Origin of the sequence: uncultured Apibacter sp. (assembly GCF_946479295.1) — a bacterium.
In the GTDB taxonomy this organism is placed as follows: Bacteria; Bacteroidota; Bacteroidia; order Flavobacteriales; family Weeksellaceae; genus Apibacter.
The window spans coordinates 22,030-38,629 of sequence record NZ_CAMLFD010000008.1 but is presented as its reverse complement, the minus strand read 5'-3'; the positions used below and the strand labels follow the sequence as shown (position 1 = coordinate 38,629).

The window sequence follows — 16,600 nt, the reverse complement described above, 5'->3', positions numbered from 1 at the left end:
CTTATTATTTAAATTGATTATAAATGAGTGAGAAACTCTATGGTATCAATCCCATCGGCATAATCATAAATTTTAGGATTTTGTGCCTGGCCGGGAGCTATAGTTTTATAAATATCCAACGGTTGAGCACATACCACACATTGTATATTTTCAGTATTTTTAGAGATAAAATTTTCTATCTCGGTTTTATCGGAATAGGTGCTAAAATATAATGTACCGATAGGACTAAATAAATTTTGAGATTCTTTAAGTATAATAAAATTATTATCCCAAAATTTTTCTTGATTCATCAAATATATAGCTTTGTTATAATCATAATTATTTGCATATTTAGTATGATTAATAACATTCTTAAAAGAAATAAAAATATTAAAAAGTAAATTTAAATCGTAATCTTTCGGAATAAATATTTGAGTTACACTTCTACAACCTAATCCAAAATATGAGAATACATCATTAGCTAGTCCATATAATTGTTCTTCAGTTTCTTTACCCGTTAGTATAGCTATGGAAGTTCTATTTTTTCTGATTATATGCGGAATGTTTTTAAAATAATACTCAAAATATCTGGCAGTATTTGTACTACCGGTAGTTATAACTGCATCACAATTAGAGAGTGTTTCTACAAATTCAAAATCAAGCTCATTATAAAACTCTTTCCATAAATTTAAAAAAAATGGAATGAGAATAGAGTCTTTGGAAGATAATTTTATTACAGCCCGATTCCCTGTCAGGAGAGTACTCAGACAATCATGAAATCCAACCATAGGTATGTTTCCCGCCAATACCAATCCAACATTTTTTTTCTCGGTAGAATCAATCGTGTATTTAGCTAACCACTTAGTGACCGTATCTTCAGATAAAACATTATTCCAATACTTTAAAACTGAAAATATGCTATCTTCAGTAAACCATGAATTTTTAGTTTCAGCAAGCGAGATAGTCTTTTTAAATTTGGAATAATTATGCGTATCAACCTCATTCTTATTAACAAATTGATCTAAAATATTTCTAACGGCATTCAGCGACTTTATTCTTTGTTCTAAACTCATTTTACTTATGATATATATAAAAAAAATTGTATAATTTTGCACAAAAGTAAATTAATTTTAAGTAATGGCTATAAAAATTACGGATGAATGTATAAATTGTGGAGCGTGTGAGCCTGAATGTCCCAATAATGCAATATATGAAGGAGCGGTGGATTGGAAATTGTCAGAAGGTACTGGGTTAACAGGAATGGTTGTAACTAAGAGCGGTCTTTCTATTGATGCTGATACTCCACAAAAACCCATATCTGATGATATTTACTATATAGTTGCGGATAAATGTACGGAATGTAAAGGTTTTCACGAAGAACCGCAATGTGCAGCCGTATGTCCGGTGGATTGTTGTGTTCCTGATGATGCTCATGTGGAAACTGATGAAGAATTGATCGCTAAGAAGGATTTTTTACATCCTTCTTGAGAATAATAAACGTGTTTACTTTATTTCCTAACAAGATAAAAACATTATATTTATTAATTAATGAAAAAATATAACTTTAGTGCAGGACCTTCTACATTACCGGAAGAAGTAATTCAACAAGCCGCACAGGCAGTGTTGGATTTTAATAATAATGGGACCTCTTTAATTGAAATATCACACAGAAGTAAAGATTTTATTGCTATAATGGATGAAGCTAGAAGTTTAGCAAAGAAATTAATGAAGTTAGACGATCATCATGAAGTATTGTATTTACAAGGTGGTGCTAGCTTACAATTTACTATGATTCCATATAATCTTCTTAAATCAAAAGCTGCTTATATAGACAGCGGAAATTTTGCCTCTGTAGCTATTAAAGAAGCTGAAAAAATCGGAAAGATAGAAGTTTTAGCTTCCTCAAAACAGGACAAATACACCTATATACCTAAAGGCTATACGATTCCTTCTGATGTTGATTATTTACATATTACCTCCAATAATACCGTTTATGGCACAGAAATCAAAACATTTCCAGAAACTGATGTTCCTATTGTATGTGATATGTCCTCTGATATTTTAAGTAGATCCATTGATTATAATAAATTTGCTATATCTTATGCAGGAGCACAAAAAAATTTAGGTCCGGCCGGAGTAACAATGGTGGTAGTAGATAAAAGATATTTAGGAAAAACAGGACGAAATTTGCCTTCTTATTTAGATTATGAAGTACATATTGCAAAAGAAAGTATGGCTAATACTCCGCCTGTATTTGCAGTATATACAACCTTATTGAATTTACGATGGCTAGAAAAACAAGGAGGAACGGAAGGAATTGAGAAAAAAAATAAGGTAAAGGCAGAATTGTTATATAATGAGATTGATAGAAACCCTCTGTTTAGAGGAGTATGCGAAAAAGAAGACAGATCTATTATGAATGTGTGTTTCTTTTTAAATGACGAAGAAAAATATAAAGCCAAATTTGATCAAATGTGGAAGGATGCTAATATTGTAGGAGTAGGAGGATATAGAACCGTAGGAGGGTATCGAGCAAGTATTTATAATGCTATGCCTTTAGAAGGAGTGCAAGCCCTAGTTAATGTTATGAAAGAACTTGAAAAAACTGCCTAATTTTTAATTTAATTAAATAAATATACAATGAAAATATTACCGAACGATGGTATTTCTATATCTGCAATAGAATTTTTAGAAAAAGAAGGTCATGAAGTTTTATCACATAAAGTTGCTCAAGAACAGTTAGCCAATTTTATAAATGAAAACAATATTGATGTTTTATTGGTAAGAAGTGCTACACAAGTTAGAAAAGATTTGATAGACCAATGTCCTTCTATTAAAATTATAGGTAGAGGAGGTGTTGGGATGGATAACATTGATGTTGAATATGCTAAAGATAAAGGTATACATGTTATAAATACTCCTGCAGCTTCTTCAAGATCAGTTGCCGAACTGGTATTTGCACATATGTTTACTTTATACAGATATCTTCAAGACTCCAATCGCAATATGCCTTTGGAAGGAGACACAAATTTTGCAGCCTTAAAAAAATCTTATTCAAGAGCCATGGAACTTGGAGGGAAAACTTTAGGAGTAATTGGATTTGGAAGGATAGGAGTGGAAGTGGTAAAAATAGGATTAAGTTTGGGAATGAAGGTATTAGTTTCTGATATAAACGATATCACAAGAACAATTTCAATAGATTTTTTTGACGGACAACAGGTACATTTTGAAATTTCAACTGTTCCCATGGAACAAGTTATTAAAAATTCAGATGTAATATCCGTTCACATTCCTAAACAAAATAAGTATGTAATAGGAGAAGAACAGCTAAACAAAATGAAAAATAATGCTATAATAGTAAATGCTTCAAGGGGAGGAATTATAGATGAGGTGGCTTTACTAAATGCTTTAAATGAAGATAAAATATTTGGTGCGGCTTTAGATGTTTTTGAAAAAGAACCTAAACCGGAAATAACATTGCTTATGAATCCTAAATTATCTTTATCACCTCATATTGGAGGTAATACAAAAGAAGCCCAAGAAAGGGTGGGAATGGAATTGGCAGAACAAATAGTTGCTATTGCAAAAAAATAGTATAGAATATACTATCAAAAATAGTATATTAGTTTTAACTTATTCGTAAATGATCTTTATATGTTAAGTTTTAAACCTTTTAAAGGAATACATCCTAAAGAGGAGGATGGGAAAGATTTTCCCATGTATTCTCCCGATATATATACAGATGAGCAAATAAGAATAAAACTCAGAGGCAAAACACCATCTTATATAGATATTATTAAACCGATGTTCTTTAAAGGTGAAAGTCCTTTGGAAAATCGTTTAAAAAAAATAAGAAAAAGGTATGAGGATTATGTTAAAGAAAATTTACTTGAACATGATCCTGCCTCATTTTATGTCTATGAACAAAAAAAATCAACAGGAGAGTTCTTTAGAGGAATTGTAGGATTAGTTTCAGTGGATGATTTCAAAGATCATACAATAAAATTCTCGTCGACCGGAAAAAAAGAAAAAATTATAGATTTTACTCAATTTTTGGATATTACTTATCTACAGACTGATCCTGTATTACTTTGTTATGAATCGAATTCAAAAATAGAGATCTTAATGGATATTGAAATTAAGAGTAAACCATTTATACAATTTGATGATGAATTAGAAATTACACATAAGTTGTGGCGAATAGATAATAGATTGAAATTAGCGCAATTTAAAGATACGGTATCTAATTTACCCTCTCTCTATTTAGCAGATGGTTATTATCGAATGGAGGGAGCTATAATACATTCGGATAAAATAAAAGAAAAAGGGAAGTTTAAGGATTTTCTATTAGATCAGAATCATCAAATCTTATCTTTACTTGTTTCCGGACAAAATTTAAAAATTGTTGAATTTAATAGGCTCTTAAAGTCATTAAACGGTATATCTAAAAATGAATTATTCACAAGATTAGAGGAGCATTTTACTATAAATCGAAAAGGAAATGCGCCTTATTTTCCTTCTCATAAACATCATATAAGCATGTATATTGAGGGAGAATTTTATGGTTTATATATAAAACATGAATATAGGGGTATGCCCATTGGATTGGGAAATATAGATGTATATCTATTCAATAAATTTATATTGGATAAAATTTTTAATTTATCAGATTGCGAAGAAAATAGAAATTTAATAGCCTATATCAAAGGAACTAATACTATAGAAGGAATTAATACTATTAAACAAATGGTGGATACCGGTGGTTTTAAAATAGGTTTTGGATTTTATCCTCCTTCATTTTCAGATTTACAAAGAGTATTAGATTTAGATGAACAGTTGCCGGATAAAATAATTTATGTTGAGCCAAAGTTTCCTTTAGGAATGATCATGTTGAATATGAAATAAGTACGTTTGAAAGCTCAAATAAACAATTTTATTTTTAATAGATATTTTCGAGATATTTTCGGATACTAATTCACAATAATAAATATATATATAGCAATATTATTACAATTTAAAAGATAATCTTAATATTTTAAAATGAGAATAAGAATTTTTGAAAAAAATTAACTGCTAATCTTTAATGGTGTTTAACTGATTAGCATAAGGAGTATCATCAATTATTTTCCAATTATTAAGTTTAACGACTTTATATAATTCTTTTAGATTTGATATTAATTGAGTTTTAGCTAAAGCTTTAATATTAGATTTTTCGACCTCATTAGTTATATCTTTTTTACTCTCTTCCATAACCTCATTTAGCTCAGATTTTGAAAAATTATTCAAAAATCCTGTTTCCATACTATAAATTTCAACGTCAGGATAAACTTTTAATTCTGGTTCGGGTATAAAAATAATATGTACAGTTTTACTTGTCGAATCAACATCTATTTTTATTTTCTTCATGTCATAAGTGACCTGAGCCATTGCAGTAATATATAAAACAATATTTTTATTTAAAAAATCAAAATATTTCGGATTAAAGTTATTATATTTTTTTGTTTTGAATGAGGAAAAATTTTGTTCAATTACAATCATTTTATTAAGACGTTGAATTTCATGATTGATAATTTTAGTTTCCGATCTAACATTTTCTTTGCCTGATTTTTTTAAGATAAAAATAAAAGCAAGTAAACCTAAGATTAAAAATAATATGGATAAAAAATATTTTTTTAAAAAATTAAATATTACCATTTTACATGTTTTTTATATTAACAAAGAACATTACATAAATCATGCAAAAAAAGTAGGTAAAGAATAGAAACCAATCAGTTATTTTTTTAATTCTCTGCCGGTAACAATTTTATATAAATCTAATTCAAGTGATTTTGTTGGCGATTCAACAATTCTACCTATTTCTATATTTCTTCTTTTAGGGTTATGATGAGCTTTATATAGAATAAAAGTGGGAATATTTGAAATGCCTTTTTGATTTTGCTCTCCATAAAAACTTTCTTTTTTACGGTTTAGTGCAATTAATTTCAATTTTCTTTGAGGATATTTAACTTTATCAAGAATTTTTAAAAATCTTGGTAATTGCTCCTGAGTATCACTACACCAAGTCCCAAAATAAATTTCTATATGATAGAGTTTAATTTTATTCTTTAACTTTTTAGTGACATTTTGATCTGGAACATATGAATTATACTCATCCGAAAACCATGAATTAAATTCAGGTTGTTTAAGCGCCTCACGCGTAACCTGGCCTATTAATATAGTTTCTCCTTCATGATCTTTTAGTTTTTTATTAACTATATAATCTTGCGTTCTACAACTTATGAATAAGATAAAAATAAAAAATAGAATAACGTGACGTTTAAATTTCATATAAAATAAAAATAATTTTTGTAAATATACAAATATATCGATATTATTTCTGAGGTGAAGTATTAATTTATTTAAGCTTAAGGAAATAATAGAAATATATCAACTATCCATAAAAAATTGATGCATATAGAATAGTTTAATTGTATATTATTTGTTTAGACAAATATATAAGCTATATGAATAGGTAGCTTATAAAATATAACTTATCGTAACTTAAAATAGATAAATTAATTATTTTTTGTTTTAAAAAGTTTGATAAAAATTAATTATCTATTCCAGTATAGCTATAGGAATAATCATTTCTTCCATTGAAACTCCACCATGTTGATAGGTATCCTTATAATAATTTACATAATGGTTATAATTTTTAGGATAAGCAAAAAATTTGTTTTCCTTAGCAAAAATATATTTTGAGTTTAAATTAACTTTAGGTAGAAAATAATTTTCCGGATCACTAACTGCGAATACATCTTTCTCATCATATTGAAGATTTTTTCCTAGTTTATATCTTAAATTAGTAGAAGATTCTTTATCACCGATTACTTTGCTAGGTTTTTTTACATAAATAGTACCATGATCGGTTGTGATAACAACTTTGTATCCGTCTTCTGCAGCTGATTGAATGATTTTTAAAATACTTGAATTTTCAAACCAAGTATAAGTTAAAGATCGGAATGTTTTGTCATCTCTAATTAATTCATTAACAATATTATTATTAGTTTTAGCGTGAGAAAGAATATCTATAAAATTGTATACTATAGTAATAAAATCAGCGTTACTGCTATGATACTTAAATTCATCATAAATTTTTTTCTCAAATTCGGCATTTAAAATTTTAAAGTATTTATTTCTTACTCCCTTCAAACCTAAACGTTGGAGTTGAGCAGATAATAATTCACTTTCATATTGATTTTTATGCTCATCATCATTCTCACTTACCCAATATTGAGGATATTTTTTTTCAATTTCCAATGGTAATAACCCGGCAAAAAAAGAATTTCTGGCATATTGAGTAGCGGAAGGAAGAATGCTGAAATATGATTTTTCTGTAATGGTATTAAAGTTTTTAGCGAATAAAGGTTTAATTATTTTCCACTGATCGTAGCGAAGATTGTCAATCATAAGTAGTATAACCTTTTTATGAGTATTAATAACCGGTCTAACTACTTCATTAAATGCTGTATGAGACATTACAGGTTTTTGTTCAGAATGTAACCAGGAATGATAATTGTTTTCAATAAATTTAGAAAATAAATTATTAGCTTCTTCTTTTTGATTGTTCAATATTGAGCTCATTTCAACATCGGAAAGTTTATCAAAGCTAATATCCCATTGAATGAGCTTCAAATATATTTGAATCCAATCCTCAAAGCTTTGAGCATACATCAAATCCATTGAAATTTTTCGAAATTCTTGCTGATAATTTTGAACGGTTTTTTTTTCAATAATTTCATCACTTTTAAGGAGCTTTTTTAGACTAATTAAAACTTGATTAGGATTAACAGGCTTTAAAATATAATCTGTAATTTTTTCTCCTATAGCCTCTTCCATTATATCTTCAGCCTCATTTTTTGTTACCATAATAACAGGTAAATCGGATTTTATTTCTTTGATCTTTTGCAAAGCTTCTAAACCGCCGATTCCAGGCATATTTTCGTCAAGTAGAACTGCATCGAAATTATTTATGGGAATTAGTTCTAAGGCTTCTGCTGCATTGTTGATATCAATAACATCATATCCTTTATTTTTTAAGAAGATTATATGAGGTTCTAATAATTCAATTTCATCATCTATCCATAATATTTTTTTACCCATACTTATATAGTTATTTTATTTACATTAATTTTGCATTAATGTACAAAAAATATGCCTTTTGGAAAAAATAAATAAAAGGAAAATATTTAACGATCCGGTTTTAGGATTTGTTTCAATATCAGATGATTTATTATTCGATATAATAGAACATCCCTATTTTCAAAGATTAAGAAGGATTTCACAAACAGGTTTAAGCTATTATGTATATCCAGGAGCTACACATTCAAGATTCTTACATGCATTAGGGGGAATTCAATTAATGCAAATTACCCATAAAATTTTAAGAGATAAAGGTGTAGAAATATCGAAAGAAGAAGAAAGAGCTTCATTAATAGCTATATTATTGCATGATATTGGTCATGGACCTTTTTCCCATGCATTAGAATCAACTTTATTGGATGGAATTCATCATGAAAACCTTTCTATAACTTTTATGAATTTGTTGAATGAAGAATTCAATAATGAATTGTCGTTAGCAATTGATATATTTTTAAATAAATATCCAAGGAAATTTTTTCATCAGTTGATTTCAAGTCAGATTGATTTGGATAGATTGGATTATTTAAAAAGAGATAGTTTTTTTACTGGAGTTTCAGAAGGGAATGTAAATTCTGAACGTATCATAACTATGATGAATGTCATAAATGATGAGTTGGTTATTGATAGTAAAGGCATCTATTCAATTGAAAAATACTTAACATCGCGAATGTTTATGTATTGGCAAGTCTACTTTCATAAAACATCAGTAACAGCGGAAATCTATTTAATAGAAGCTTTAAAAAGAGCCAAGCAATTAACTAAAGAAGGTAAAGAAGTTCCAGCTTCCGATATATTAAATTACTTTTTGAAGAAATCCGATTTTATTAAATTAACAAAAGTAGATTTAGAAAAATTTGCTCAATTGGATGATTCTGATATAATTTCAGCCCTAAAATTATGGCAGGCTGATGAAGATAAAATATTAAGTTTATTAAGTCAGTTTATCATTCAAAGGAAATTACCATTTTCGTGTATAATTTCTGAACCGATTTCAAAGGATAAGTTATTAAAATTGGAAAATGCAACAAAGGAATTATTTGATATAGAAGATGGTAAAAATTTTGTACATCAAAAAGATTTGAGTGTATTGGCATATAATGATAAAAAAGACCCTATAAAATTATTACTAAAAAACGGAGAGATAATAGAATTGCAAAAAGCTGATAATCAAGTTTTGGTTAAAGATTTGAGAAAAAAAATTACTCGTTATCATTTATGCATGCCTAGAGAGATATACGGTGTTAAATAAAGATTTTTATAATACTTAGAAAATGTTTACATTTGCCCATCATGGATTTTAGTGCTGAACAAGTAGCAAATTTAATTAATGGGGATATAAAAGGAAATCCCCAAGAAAAAGTATCTTATATTTCAAAAATAGAAGATGGAAAGCCTGGTACCATAACATTTTTAGGTGGTGAAAGGTATCAAGAATATTTAAAGGATACAAAAGCATCAATTGTTATAATTTCAAAAGATCTAGTACCTAAAGATCTTTCCAATTTACCAACAATTATAGTTGTTGACAATGCATACGCGGCTTTTAATAAACTTTTAAACATTTATAATGAAATGAAGGTTAAAAAACAAGGAATTGAGAATCCTGTTTTTATAGCCGAATCAGCAGTTTTATTGGAAAATGTATATGTAGCGGCTTTTGCTTATATATCAAATAATGCAAAAATAGGAAAGAATACAAAAATTTATCCTCATGTTTTTATTGGGGATAATGTTACTATTGGAGATAATTGTTATATAGGTCCAGGTGTAAAAATTTATGAAGATTGTGTATTAGGAAATAATTGTTCTATACATGCAGGAACTATAATAGGAGGAGATGGATTCGGATTTCAGCCTACAAATGAAGGATATGAAAAAGTTCCACAACTTGGAAATGTACTAATAGAAGATAATGTCGAAATTGGTTCGAATTGCACCATTGATCGTGCTACAATAGGTTCAACAATCATAAAAAAAGGTGTTAAGCTGGATAATCTTATTCAGATAGCTCATAATGTAGAAATTGGTGAACATACAGCAATGGCAGCACAATCAGGGATAGCAGGTTCCTCTAAATTAGGAAAATGGAGTATGATAGGTGGTCAGGTAGGAATTACAGGACATTTAAAAGTAGGAAATAATGTAATTGTACAGGCGCAAAGCGGAATCTCCAATGATGTGCAAGATAATCAAAGATTATTTGGTTCTCCTGCAATCAATTATCTTAATTATCAAAAAAGCTTTATATACTTTAAAAAGCTTCCGGAAATTGTTAAAAGATTAGAAAAATTAGAAAAAGGTAAAAAGTAAATCTTTAACTAATAATTTATAAAAAAATGTCAGATAAACAAAAGACACTTAAGCAAGAGTTTACGTTAAAAGGTAAAGGTTTGCATACAGGTAAAGAAGTTGTTATGACAATCAAGCCTGCACCTGTAAATACAGGTTTCGTTTTTGTTAGGGTGGATTTGGAAGGACAACCTACTATTGAAGCTGATGCAACCTATGTAACTTCTACTGAAAGAGGAACAGTTTTAGAAAAAAAAGGAGTTAAAATACATACTTGTGAACATGTATTAGCAGCATTAACAGGAATGGATTTAGATAATGCCTATATTGAATTGAACAGTTCAGAACCACCCATAATGGATGGCTCATCGAAATATTTTGTTCAAGCAATTGAAGATGTTGGAATAATTGAGCAAGATGCGAATAGGGAATACTTTATCATAAAAGAAATAATTTCTTATACAGATCCGGAAACAGGTTCAGAAATTACGGCACTCCCTTCAGATCACTTTGAAGTAACAACTATGGTAGATTTTGGTACAAAGGTATTAGGAACACAAAATGCTACCATGAAGAGTATTGAGGAATTTAAAACTGATTTTGCGAACGCAAGAACATTTAGTTTCCTTCATGAATTGGAAAATCTTTTAGATTCCGGATTAATTAAAGGAGGAGATATAAATAATGCCATTGTTTACGTAGATAAAGAACTTTCTCCTAAGACATTAGATAAGCTAAAACAAGTATTCAATCAGCCTGAAGTCAGTGTTCGTCCCAATGGAATTCTGGATAATGTGACTTTGTATTATCCGAATGAAGCGGCTAGACATAAACTATTGGATGTTATAGGGGATTTAACATTGGTTGGAGTTAGACTAAAAGCAAAAATAATAGCTACTAAGCCTGGACATCATTGTAATACACAATTTGCAAAAAAACTTAATAAACTATATAAATTATTTAAAAGAAAAAATATTCCGGAAATCGATTTATACAAAGAACCGGTATACGATATAAAAGACATTATGAGAATGCTTCCTCACCGTCCACCTTTTTTATTAGTAGATAAAATTATGGAAGTGGATGAAAAACATATAATTGGAGTAAAAAATGTTACGATTAATGAACCGTTTTTTGTTGGACATTTTCCAAATGAACCGGTTATGCCAGGTGTATTGCAAATTGAAGCCATGGCACAAACGGGAGGAATATTTGTACTTGAAAATGTAGATGATCCTCAAAATTATTCTACCTACTTAATTAAATTAGATAATGTTAAACATAAAAGAAAAGTTATACCAGGAGATACATTAATTTTTAAAATAGATTTATTAGAACCAATACGAAGAGGGATTGTACATATGCAGGGATACGGATATTGCAACGGACAAATGGTTGTAGAAGCAGAAATGATGGCTCAAGTAGTAAAAACTAAAGAATAGAAGATGATTCAACCATTAGCATTTGTGCATTCTGATGCAAAAATTGCAAAGAATGTTGTAATCGAACCTTTTTCATCAATTTATAAAGATGTTGAAATTGGAGAGGGTACATGGATCGGCTCTAATGTAATTATTATGGAGGGAGCGCGGATTGGAAAAAACTGCAAAATATTTCCGGGAGCAGTGATTTCGGCAGAACCTCAAGATTTAAAATATAAAGGAGAAAAAGCACTCACGTTTATAGGAGATAATACAGTAATAAGGGAATGCGTTACCGTGAGTAGAGGAACTTCAGATAAAATGCAAACCGTAATTGGAAATAATTGTCTGATTATGGCTTATTCTCATGTTGCTCATGATTGTGAAGTAGGTAATCACTGTATTTTTTCCAATAATACAACCTTAGCCGGACATATCACAGTGGGTGATTATGTGGTTATGGCAGGTATGACAGCAGTTCACCAGTTTTGCTCTATAGGAAATCATGCTTTTGTAACAGGAGGCTCCTTAGTCAGAAAAGATATTCCTCCTTATGTAAAAGTAGCTAGAGATCCATTATCTTATGTGGGCATAAATTCTGTAGGATTGAGAAGAAGAGGATTTAGTTCCGATAAAATTGCCGAAATACAAAATATATATAGAGTTATTTTTCAAAATAAACTAAATATTACTCAAGCTCTATCAGTAGTAGAAGCAGAATTTGAGGCAACACCAGAAAGAGATGAAATTATCCAATTTATACAATCAAGCATGAGAGGTGTAATGAGAGGGTTTAATGCACAAGGATTATAAAAATTAATAATATAAAAAAAATTAAATTATACACATATGGCTGGAATGGGAGATATTAAAAAGGGACTTTGTATCAATTTTAACGATGATATTTATAAAGTGATTGAATTTTTACATGTTAAACCCGGAAAAGGTCCGGCTTTTGTAAGAACTAAATTAAAATCTTTAACATCAGGTAAAGTTGTTGATAATACTTTTTCAGCAGGAAGTAAAATAGAAGATGTAAGAGTTATAACTCGTAAATATCAATATTTATACGATGATGATCATGGATTCCATTTTATGAATAATGATGATTTCTCTCAAATTTATATTGATAAAAACTTGATTGAAAATTCACAATTTATGAAAGCCGGAGAAGAAGTGATGATTATCTTAAAAGAAGAAGATGAAACTCCTTTATCTGCTGAATTACCTGCAAGTGTAATTATGGAAGTAATAGAAGCAGAACCGGGTGTAAAAGGAAATACAGCTACGAATGCGCTTAAAAATGCCGTTATTGAAACTGGAGCTAAAGTCTTAGTACCTTTATTTATCGAAGTAGGTGAAAAAATTAAAATTAATACAGACGATGGCTCTTATATAGAAAGAGTAAAAGAATAAAATATTCGTATAATTATTAAAAAATGAAATTTCCACATTCATACACACTAAAAAACATTGCATCAATTATAGGATGTCGTTATATCGGAAAAGAAGATTTTCCAATATATGGAACTAACGAAATTCACCGAGTAAAAGAAGGAGAGATAGTTTTTGTAGACCATCCGAAATATTATGATAAAGCTTTACAAAGTAAAGCAAGTGTAATATTAATTAATAAAAAAGTAGAATGTCCGGAAAATAAGGCACTTCTTTTATCTGAAGATCCTTTTAGAGATTTTAATAAAATTAATGACTATTTTGTGAAATTTATACCGCAAAATAAGTTACTTTCTGACGATGCTAAAATTGGAAAAAATACAATTATACAACCTGGTGTTTACATAGGTAAAAATGTTAAAATAGGTGACAACTGTATTATTTTCCCAAATGTAACTATACATGATAATACAATCATAGGTAATAACGTTATCATACAATCAGGCACTATAATCGGAGGAGATGGTTTTTATTATAAAAACAGAGTAGATTATTATGATCGTTTAAAATCTGTTGGAAATGTAATTATAGAAGATTATGTAGAAATAGGATCTAATTGTACTATTGATAAAGGAGTGACTGATTCAACAATTATTGGAGAAGGGTCAAAATTGGACAATCTTATCCAAATAGGCCATGATACAGTTGTAGGAAAAAAATGTTTGATAGCATCACAAGTGGGTATAGCCGGTTGCTGCAACATAGGAGATGAAGTAACCATTTGGGGACAAGCAGGCTTTGCTTCATCGCTTACTATTGGAAGGAAAGCAGTCATACTTGCTCAATCTGGAGTATCAAAAAATTTAGAAGCAGGTAAAACATATTTTGGTTATCCAGCAGAAGAAGCTAAAAAGAAATTAAAAGAATTGGCTACTCTTAAAAGATTAGTTAAATAAGATTAATTAGAAATTTTTCAAACCCATAATTTATAAAAACTATGTCAGTCTTAGTTGATAAAAATTCTCGAGTAATTGTTCAAGGATTTACTGGAAAAGAAGGTACTTTTCATGCTGAACAAATGATTAATTATGGTACGAATGTAGTTGGAGGGGTGACACCTGGAAAAGGAGGAACTATTCATTTAGATAAACCCGTTTTCAATACAGTTAAAGATGCAATTGATCGCACAGGGGCCAATACCTCTATAATTTTTGTTCCCCCTGCCTTTGCAGCCGACTCCATAATGGAGGCTGCCCAAGCTGGAATAAAAGTTATCATATGTATTACGGAAGGCATTCCTGTTAAAGATATGGTTGAAGTAAAGAATTATCTTAATTCATATGATTGTGTATTAATTGGTCCTAATTGCCCAGGTATAATATCTGCTGAAGAAGCAAAAGTCGGTATCATGCCAGGTTTTATATTTAAAAAAGGAAAGGTTGGGATTATTTCCAAATCAGGAACATTAACATACGAAGCTGCAGACCAAGTTGTTAAAGCCGGATTTGGTATTTCTACAGCTATCGGAATAGGTGGAGATCCTTTGCTTGGGACAACAATTAAAGATGCTTTGGAATGGTTTATAGAGGATAAAGATACGGATTGTATTGTGATGATTGGAGAAATAGGAGGCCAACTGGAAGTCGATGCAGCCTATTGGTATAGGTCTCTCCATACATCAAAACCTATTATAGGATTTATTGCAGGTATAACTGCACCTAAAGGCAGAACTATGGGACATGCCGGAGCTATTGTTGGTGGAGAAAATGATACGGCACAATCAAAAATGAAAATTATGAAAGAGTGTGGTATTCATGTAGTTAATTCGCCGGCAGAAATTGGAAAAACTGTATATAGCGTTCTTAATTAAATTTATATTTACAATAAAATACTAATTATGAAAAAAAGTGTTCTTTTATTTTTAGTAGCACCCGTTTTATCTTGTTCTCAGATGAGATTAGGTGTTAGGGGTACTATACATAGTTCAAATATATCAAAGGTTCATGAAGAATCCAGTAACAGAATTGCTGGATCAGTAGGTGTTTTAGCTCAAATAAAATTAGACTATTACAATCAATTTTTTATTCAACCTGAAATTTCTTATTCTCTTCAAGGTGAAAAAGATAAAATTAAAACTTCTGATAATCAGAAAATTGATTCTAAATTTTATCAAAATTATATAAATATACCTATATATTTTAGAGCATATTTTTCAGGTGATGATAGCGATTTTTTTGGAGAAATAGGCCCACAAATCGGAGTACTTATTTATCAAAAAGATAAAGAGAAAGAAAAAATGCAATATGGATCTAATCCTAAAAATTTGGATTTTTCTATTGGAGCTGGAGTAGGGTATAGCATAAATAGAAAATCTGAATTTTTCTTACGTTATAATTATGGATTAGTGGATATTTATAATAAATATTGTAACAAACAAGATACTTCTGTTATTGCACTTGGATTTGCATATATTTTTGATTAGTAAATGATTTTTTTAGATTAGTCAAAATGTACTTTGTTTTTTAGCTATAATATTGATAAAATTAGCTAATAAAATAAAATGAATTCAATAATTTGAATAAAAATATTATTTTTAATTGAAATCATACTATGTAAACTTGACAATTAATGAAAATTTGTCATGTACATTAGATGTCATTTTTGGCATATAAATTATTATATTTTCTAATTCTTTTTTCATTTAAATAAATATTTAAATAATATGATTCTATTCATATTTTTATATATAAATATGAATAATTTTATATTTAAAATTATACATTTATTTATTTTATTATCTTATTATATTGTTTTTTACTTTGATTAGATTATTAATTTATAATTTGTTAACTTATAAATTTATTTGAATTTTCTAATGAAATTATTAAAAGCACTATAATAATTAGGTCGGAAATTATTACATTTTTTATGAAATAGAAATAAAAAATATAAATAACTAATTTGGCTTGAAGTTTGATGTGTGGAACAAAAAAATTAATCATAATATAAATTTTACCTTATGTATTGGACCTTAGAATTAGCATCTTATCTAAGTGATGCACCGTGGCCCGCCACAAAAGATGAATTAATTGATTATGCTATAAGAACGGGAGCCCCTTTGGAAGTAGTAGAAAATCTACAAGCAATTGAAGATGAGGGAGAAATATATGATAGCATTGAAGAAATATGGGCGGATTATCCAACTGATGATGATTTTCTCTGGAACGAAGATGAATATTAATTGAAAAGCCCTAGCTCGTTTAGGGCTTTACTTTTCATATTTCATACTAAAAGCTTTTTTTAGTACATTTGTAAGTATAAATTAATTACACATA

General features: G+C 29.0%; 17 protein-coding genes. 13 read left to right on the top strand and 4 right to left on the bottom strand.

Annotated features, from left to right (window positions below):
* Nucleotides 1–17: 17 nt before the first annotated feature.
* Nucleotides 18–1,052, bottom strand: a complete 1,035-nt coding sequence (locus Q0T35_RS06670) for an acyl-CoA reductase (RefSeq protein WP_295841450.1) — start codon at nt 1,050–1,052, stop codon at nt 18–20.
* 64 nt (nt 1,053–1,116) lie between these two features.
* Here Q0T35_RS06670 and Q0T35_RS06665 point away from each other — a divergent pair, with 64 nt between their 5' ends.
* The 4 genes from Q0T35_RS06665 to Q0T35_RS06650 are packed head-to-tail and all read left to right on the top strand — an operon-like array spanning nt 1,117 to nt 4,884.
* On the top strand, nt 1,117–1,467 hold the full coding sequence (locus Q0T35_RS06665; protein WP_293917652.1) for a 4Fe-4S dicluster domain-containing protein: 351 nt from the start codon (nt 1,117–1,119) through the stop codon (nt 1,465–1,467).
* A gap of 60 nt (nt 1,468–1,527) precedes the next feature.
* Nucleotides 1,528–2,592, top strand: a complete 1,065-nt coding sequence (serC, locus tag Q0T35_RS06660; protein ID WP_295841449.1) for a 3-phosphoserine/phosphohydroxythreonine transaminase — start codon at nt 1,528–1,530, stop codon at nt 2,590–2,592.
* Between the two features lie 27 nt (nt 2,593–2,619).
* Nucleotides 2,620–3,573: a D-2-hydroxyacid dehydrogenase gene (locus Q0T35_RS06655; protein WP_295841448.1), complete on the top strand. Its 954-nt coding sequence runs from the start codon at nt 2,620–2,622 to the stop codon at nt 3,571–3,573.
* Between the two features lie 60 nt (nt 3,574–3,633).
* Complete coding sequence (locus tag Q0T35_RS06650; RefSeq protein ID WP_295841447.1) at nt 3,634–4,884, top strand: DUF1015 domain-containing protein; 1,251 nt, start codon at nt 3,634–3,636, stop codon at nt 4,882–4,884.
* A 168-nt stretch (nt 4,885–5,052) separates the two neighbouring features.
* Here Q0T35_RS06650 and Q0T35_RS06645 read toward each other — a convergent pair whose 3' ends face one another.
* The 3 genes from Q0T35_RS06645 to Q0T35_RS06635 form a co-directional block, all read right to left on the bottom strand.
* A complete protein-coding gene (locus Q0T35_RS06645; protein WP_293917660.1) occupies nt 5,053–5,673 on the bottom strand; it encodes a DUF4230 domain-containing protein in 621 nt (206 codons plus the stop codon).
* A gap of 78 nt (nt 5,674–5,751) precedes the next feature.
* Nucleotides 5,752–6,306 (bottom strand): hypothetical protein, encoded by a 555-nt coding sequence (locus tag Q0T35_RS06640; protein ID WP_293917662.1) that lies wholly within the window; start codon nt 6,304–6,306, stop codon nt 5,752–5,754.
* Between the two features lie 270 nt (nt 6,307–6,576).
* Nucleotides 6,577–8,121, bottom strand: a complete 1,545-nt coding sequence (locus Q0T35_RS06635; RefSeq protein ID WP_293917664.1) for a bifunctional response regulator/alkaline phosphatase family protein — start codon at nt 8,119–8,121, stop codon at nt 6,577–6,579.
* 58 nt (nt 8,122–8,179) lie between these two features.
* On the opposite strand from Q0T35_RS06635, the gene Q0T35_RS06630 reads away from it, so the two are divergent.
* The 9 genes from Q0T35_RS06630 (at nt 8,180) to Q0T35_RS06590 (ending at nt 16,506) form a co-directional block, all read left to right on the top strand.
* Nucleotides 8,180–9,409 carry an HD domain-containing protein gene (locus Q0T35_RS06630; RefSeq protein WP_295841445.1) on the top strand — a complete coding sequence of 410 codons (1,230 nt, stop codon included), beginning with the start codon at nt 8,180–8,182 and terminating at the stop codon, nt 9,407–9,409.
* Nucleotides 9,410–9,450: 41 nt separating this feature from the next.
* Nucleotides 9,451–10,470 carry a UDP-3-O-(3-hydroxymyristoyl)glucosamine N-acyltransferase gene (lpxD, locus tag Q0T35_RS06625; RefSeq protein ID WP_295841444.1) on the top strand — a complete coding sequence of 340 codons (1,020 nt, stop codon included), beginning with the start codon at nt 9,451–9,453 and terminating at the stop codon, nt 10,468–10,470.
* 26 nt (nt 10,471–10,496) lie between these two features.
* Entirely contained in the window at nt 10,497–11,891 is a 1,395-nt protein-coding gene (locus tag Q0T35_RS06620) for a bifunctional UDP-3-O-[3-hydroxymyristoyl] N-acetylglucosamine deacetylase/3-hydroxyacyl-ACP dehydratase (RefSeq protein ID WP_293917668.1), read from the top strand.
* 3 nt (nt 11,892–11,894) lie between these two features.
* The gene (gene lpxA, locus Q0T35_RS06615; protein ID WP_295841443.1) at nt 11,895–12,683 is read left to right on the top strand and encodes an acyl-ACP--UDP-N-acetylglucosamine O-acyltransferase; all 789 of its coding nucleotides are present in this window, start codon (nt 11,895–11,897) and stop codon (nt 12,681–12,683) included.
* A 36-nt stretch (nt 12,684–12,719) separates the two neighbouring features.
* The gene (efp, locus tag Q0T35_RS06610) at nt 12,720–13,286 is read left to right on the top strand and encodes an elongation factor P (protein ID WP_293919197.1); all 567 of its coding nucleotides are present in this window, start codon (nt 12,720–12,722) and stop codon (nt 13,284–13,286) included.
* A gap of 23 nt (nt 13,287–13,309) precedes the next feature.
* Nucleotides 13,310–14,221, top strand: a complete 912-nt coding sequence (locus Q0T35_RS06605) for a UDP-3-O-(3-hydroxymyristoyl)glucosamine N-acyltransferase (RefSeq protein ID WP_293919198.1) — start codon at nt 13,310–13,312, stop codon at nt 14,219–14,221.
* A 41-nt stretch (nt 14,222–14,262) separates the two neighbouring features.
* Nucleotides 14,263–15,135: a succinate--CoA ligase subunit alpha gene (gene sucD, locus Q0T35_RS06600; protein ID WP_293919199.1), complete on the top strand. Its 873-nt coding sequence runs from the start codon at nt 14,263–14,265 to the stop codon at nt 15,133–15,135.
* A 27-nt stretch (nt 15,136–15,162) separates the two neighbouring features.
* On the top strand, nt 15,163–15,747 hold the full coding sequence (locus Q0T35_RS06595; RefSeq protein WP_295841442.1) for a porin family protein: 585 nt from the start codon (nt 15,163–15,165) through the stop codon (nt 15,745–15,747).
* 537 nt (nt 15,748–16,284) lie between these two features.
* A complete protein-coding gene (locus Q0T35_RS06590) occupies nt 16,285–16,506 on the top strand; it encodes a DUF2795 domain-containing protein (protein ID WP_055424695.1) in 222 nt (73 codons plus the stop codon).
* Nucleotides 16,507–16,600: the final 94 nt, after the last annotated feature.

Coding starts and splice junctions, on each gene's coding strand:
- Q0T35_RS06670 (WP_295841450.1), bottom strand. CDS start 1,052: ATGAGTTTAGAACAAAGAATAAAGTCGCTGAATGCCGTTAGAAATATT.
- Q0T35_RS06665 (WP_293917652.1), top strand. CDS start 1,117: ATGGCTATAAAAATTACGGATGAATGTATAAATTGTGGAGCGTGTGAG.
- serC (WP_295841449.1), top strand. CDS start 1,528: ATGAAAAAATATAACTTTAGTGCAGGACCTTCTACATTACCGGAAGAA.
- Q0T35_RS06655 (WP_295841448.1), top strand. CDS start 2,620: ATGAAAATATTACCGAACGATGGTATTTCTATATCTGCAATAGAATTT.
- Q0T35_RS06650 (WP_295841447.1), top strand. CDS start 3,634: ATGTTAAGTTTTAAACCTTTTAAAGGAATACATCCTAAAGAGGAGGAT.
- Q0T35_RS06645 (WP_293917660.1), bottom strand. CDS start 5,673: ATGGTAATATTTAATTTTTTAAAAAAATATTTTTTATCCATATTATTT.
- Q0T35_RS06640 (WP_293917662.1), bottom strand. CDS start 6,306: ATGAAATTTAAACGTCACGTTATTCTATTTTTTATTTTTATCTTATTC.
- Q0T35_RS06635 (WP_293917664.1), bottom strand. CDS start 8,121: ATGGGTAAAAAAATATTATGGATAGATGATGAAATTGAATTATTAGAA.
- lpxD (WP_295841444.1), top strand. CDS start 9,451: ATGGATTTTAGTGCTGAACAAGTAGCAAATTTAATTAATGGGGATATA.
- Q0T35_RS06620 (WP_293917668.1), top strand. CDS start 10,497: ATGTCAGATAAACAAAAGACACTTAAGCAAGAGTTTACGTTAAAAGGT.
- lpxA (WP_295841443.1), top strand. CDS start 11,895: ATGATTCAACCATTAGCATTTGTGCATTCTGATGCAAAAATTGCAAAG.
- efp (WP_293919197.1), top strand. CDS start 12,720: ATGGCTGGAATGGGAGATATTAAAAAGGGACTTTGTATCAATTTTAAC.
- Q0T35_RS06605 (WP_293919198.1), top strand. CDS start 13,310: ATGAAATTTCCACATTCATACACACTAAAAAACATTGCATCAATTATA.
- sucD (WP_293919199.1), top strand. CDS start 14,263: ATGTCAGTCTTAGTTGATAAAAATTCTCGAGTAATTGTTCAAGGATTT.
- Q0T35_RS06595 (WP_295841442.1), top strand. CDS start 15,163: ATGAAAAAAAGTGTTCTTTTATTTTTAGTAGCACCCGTTTTATCTTGT.
- Q0T35_RS06590 (WP_055424695.1), top strand. CDS start 16,285: ATGTATTGGACCTTAGAATTAGCATCTTATCTAAGTGATGCACCGTGG.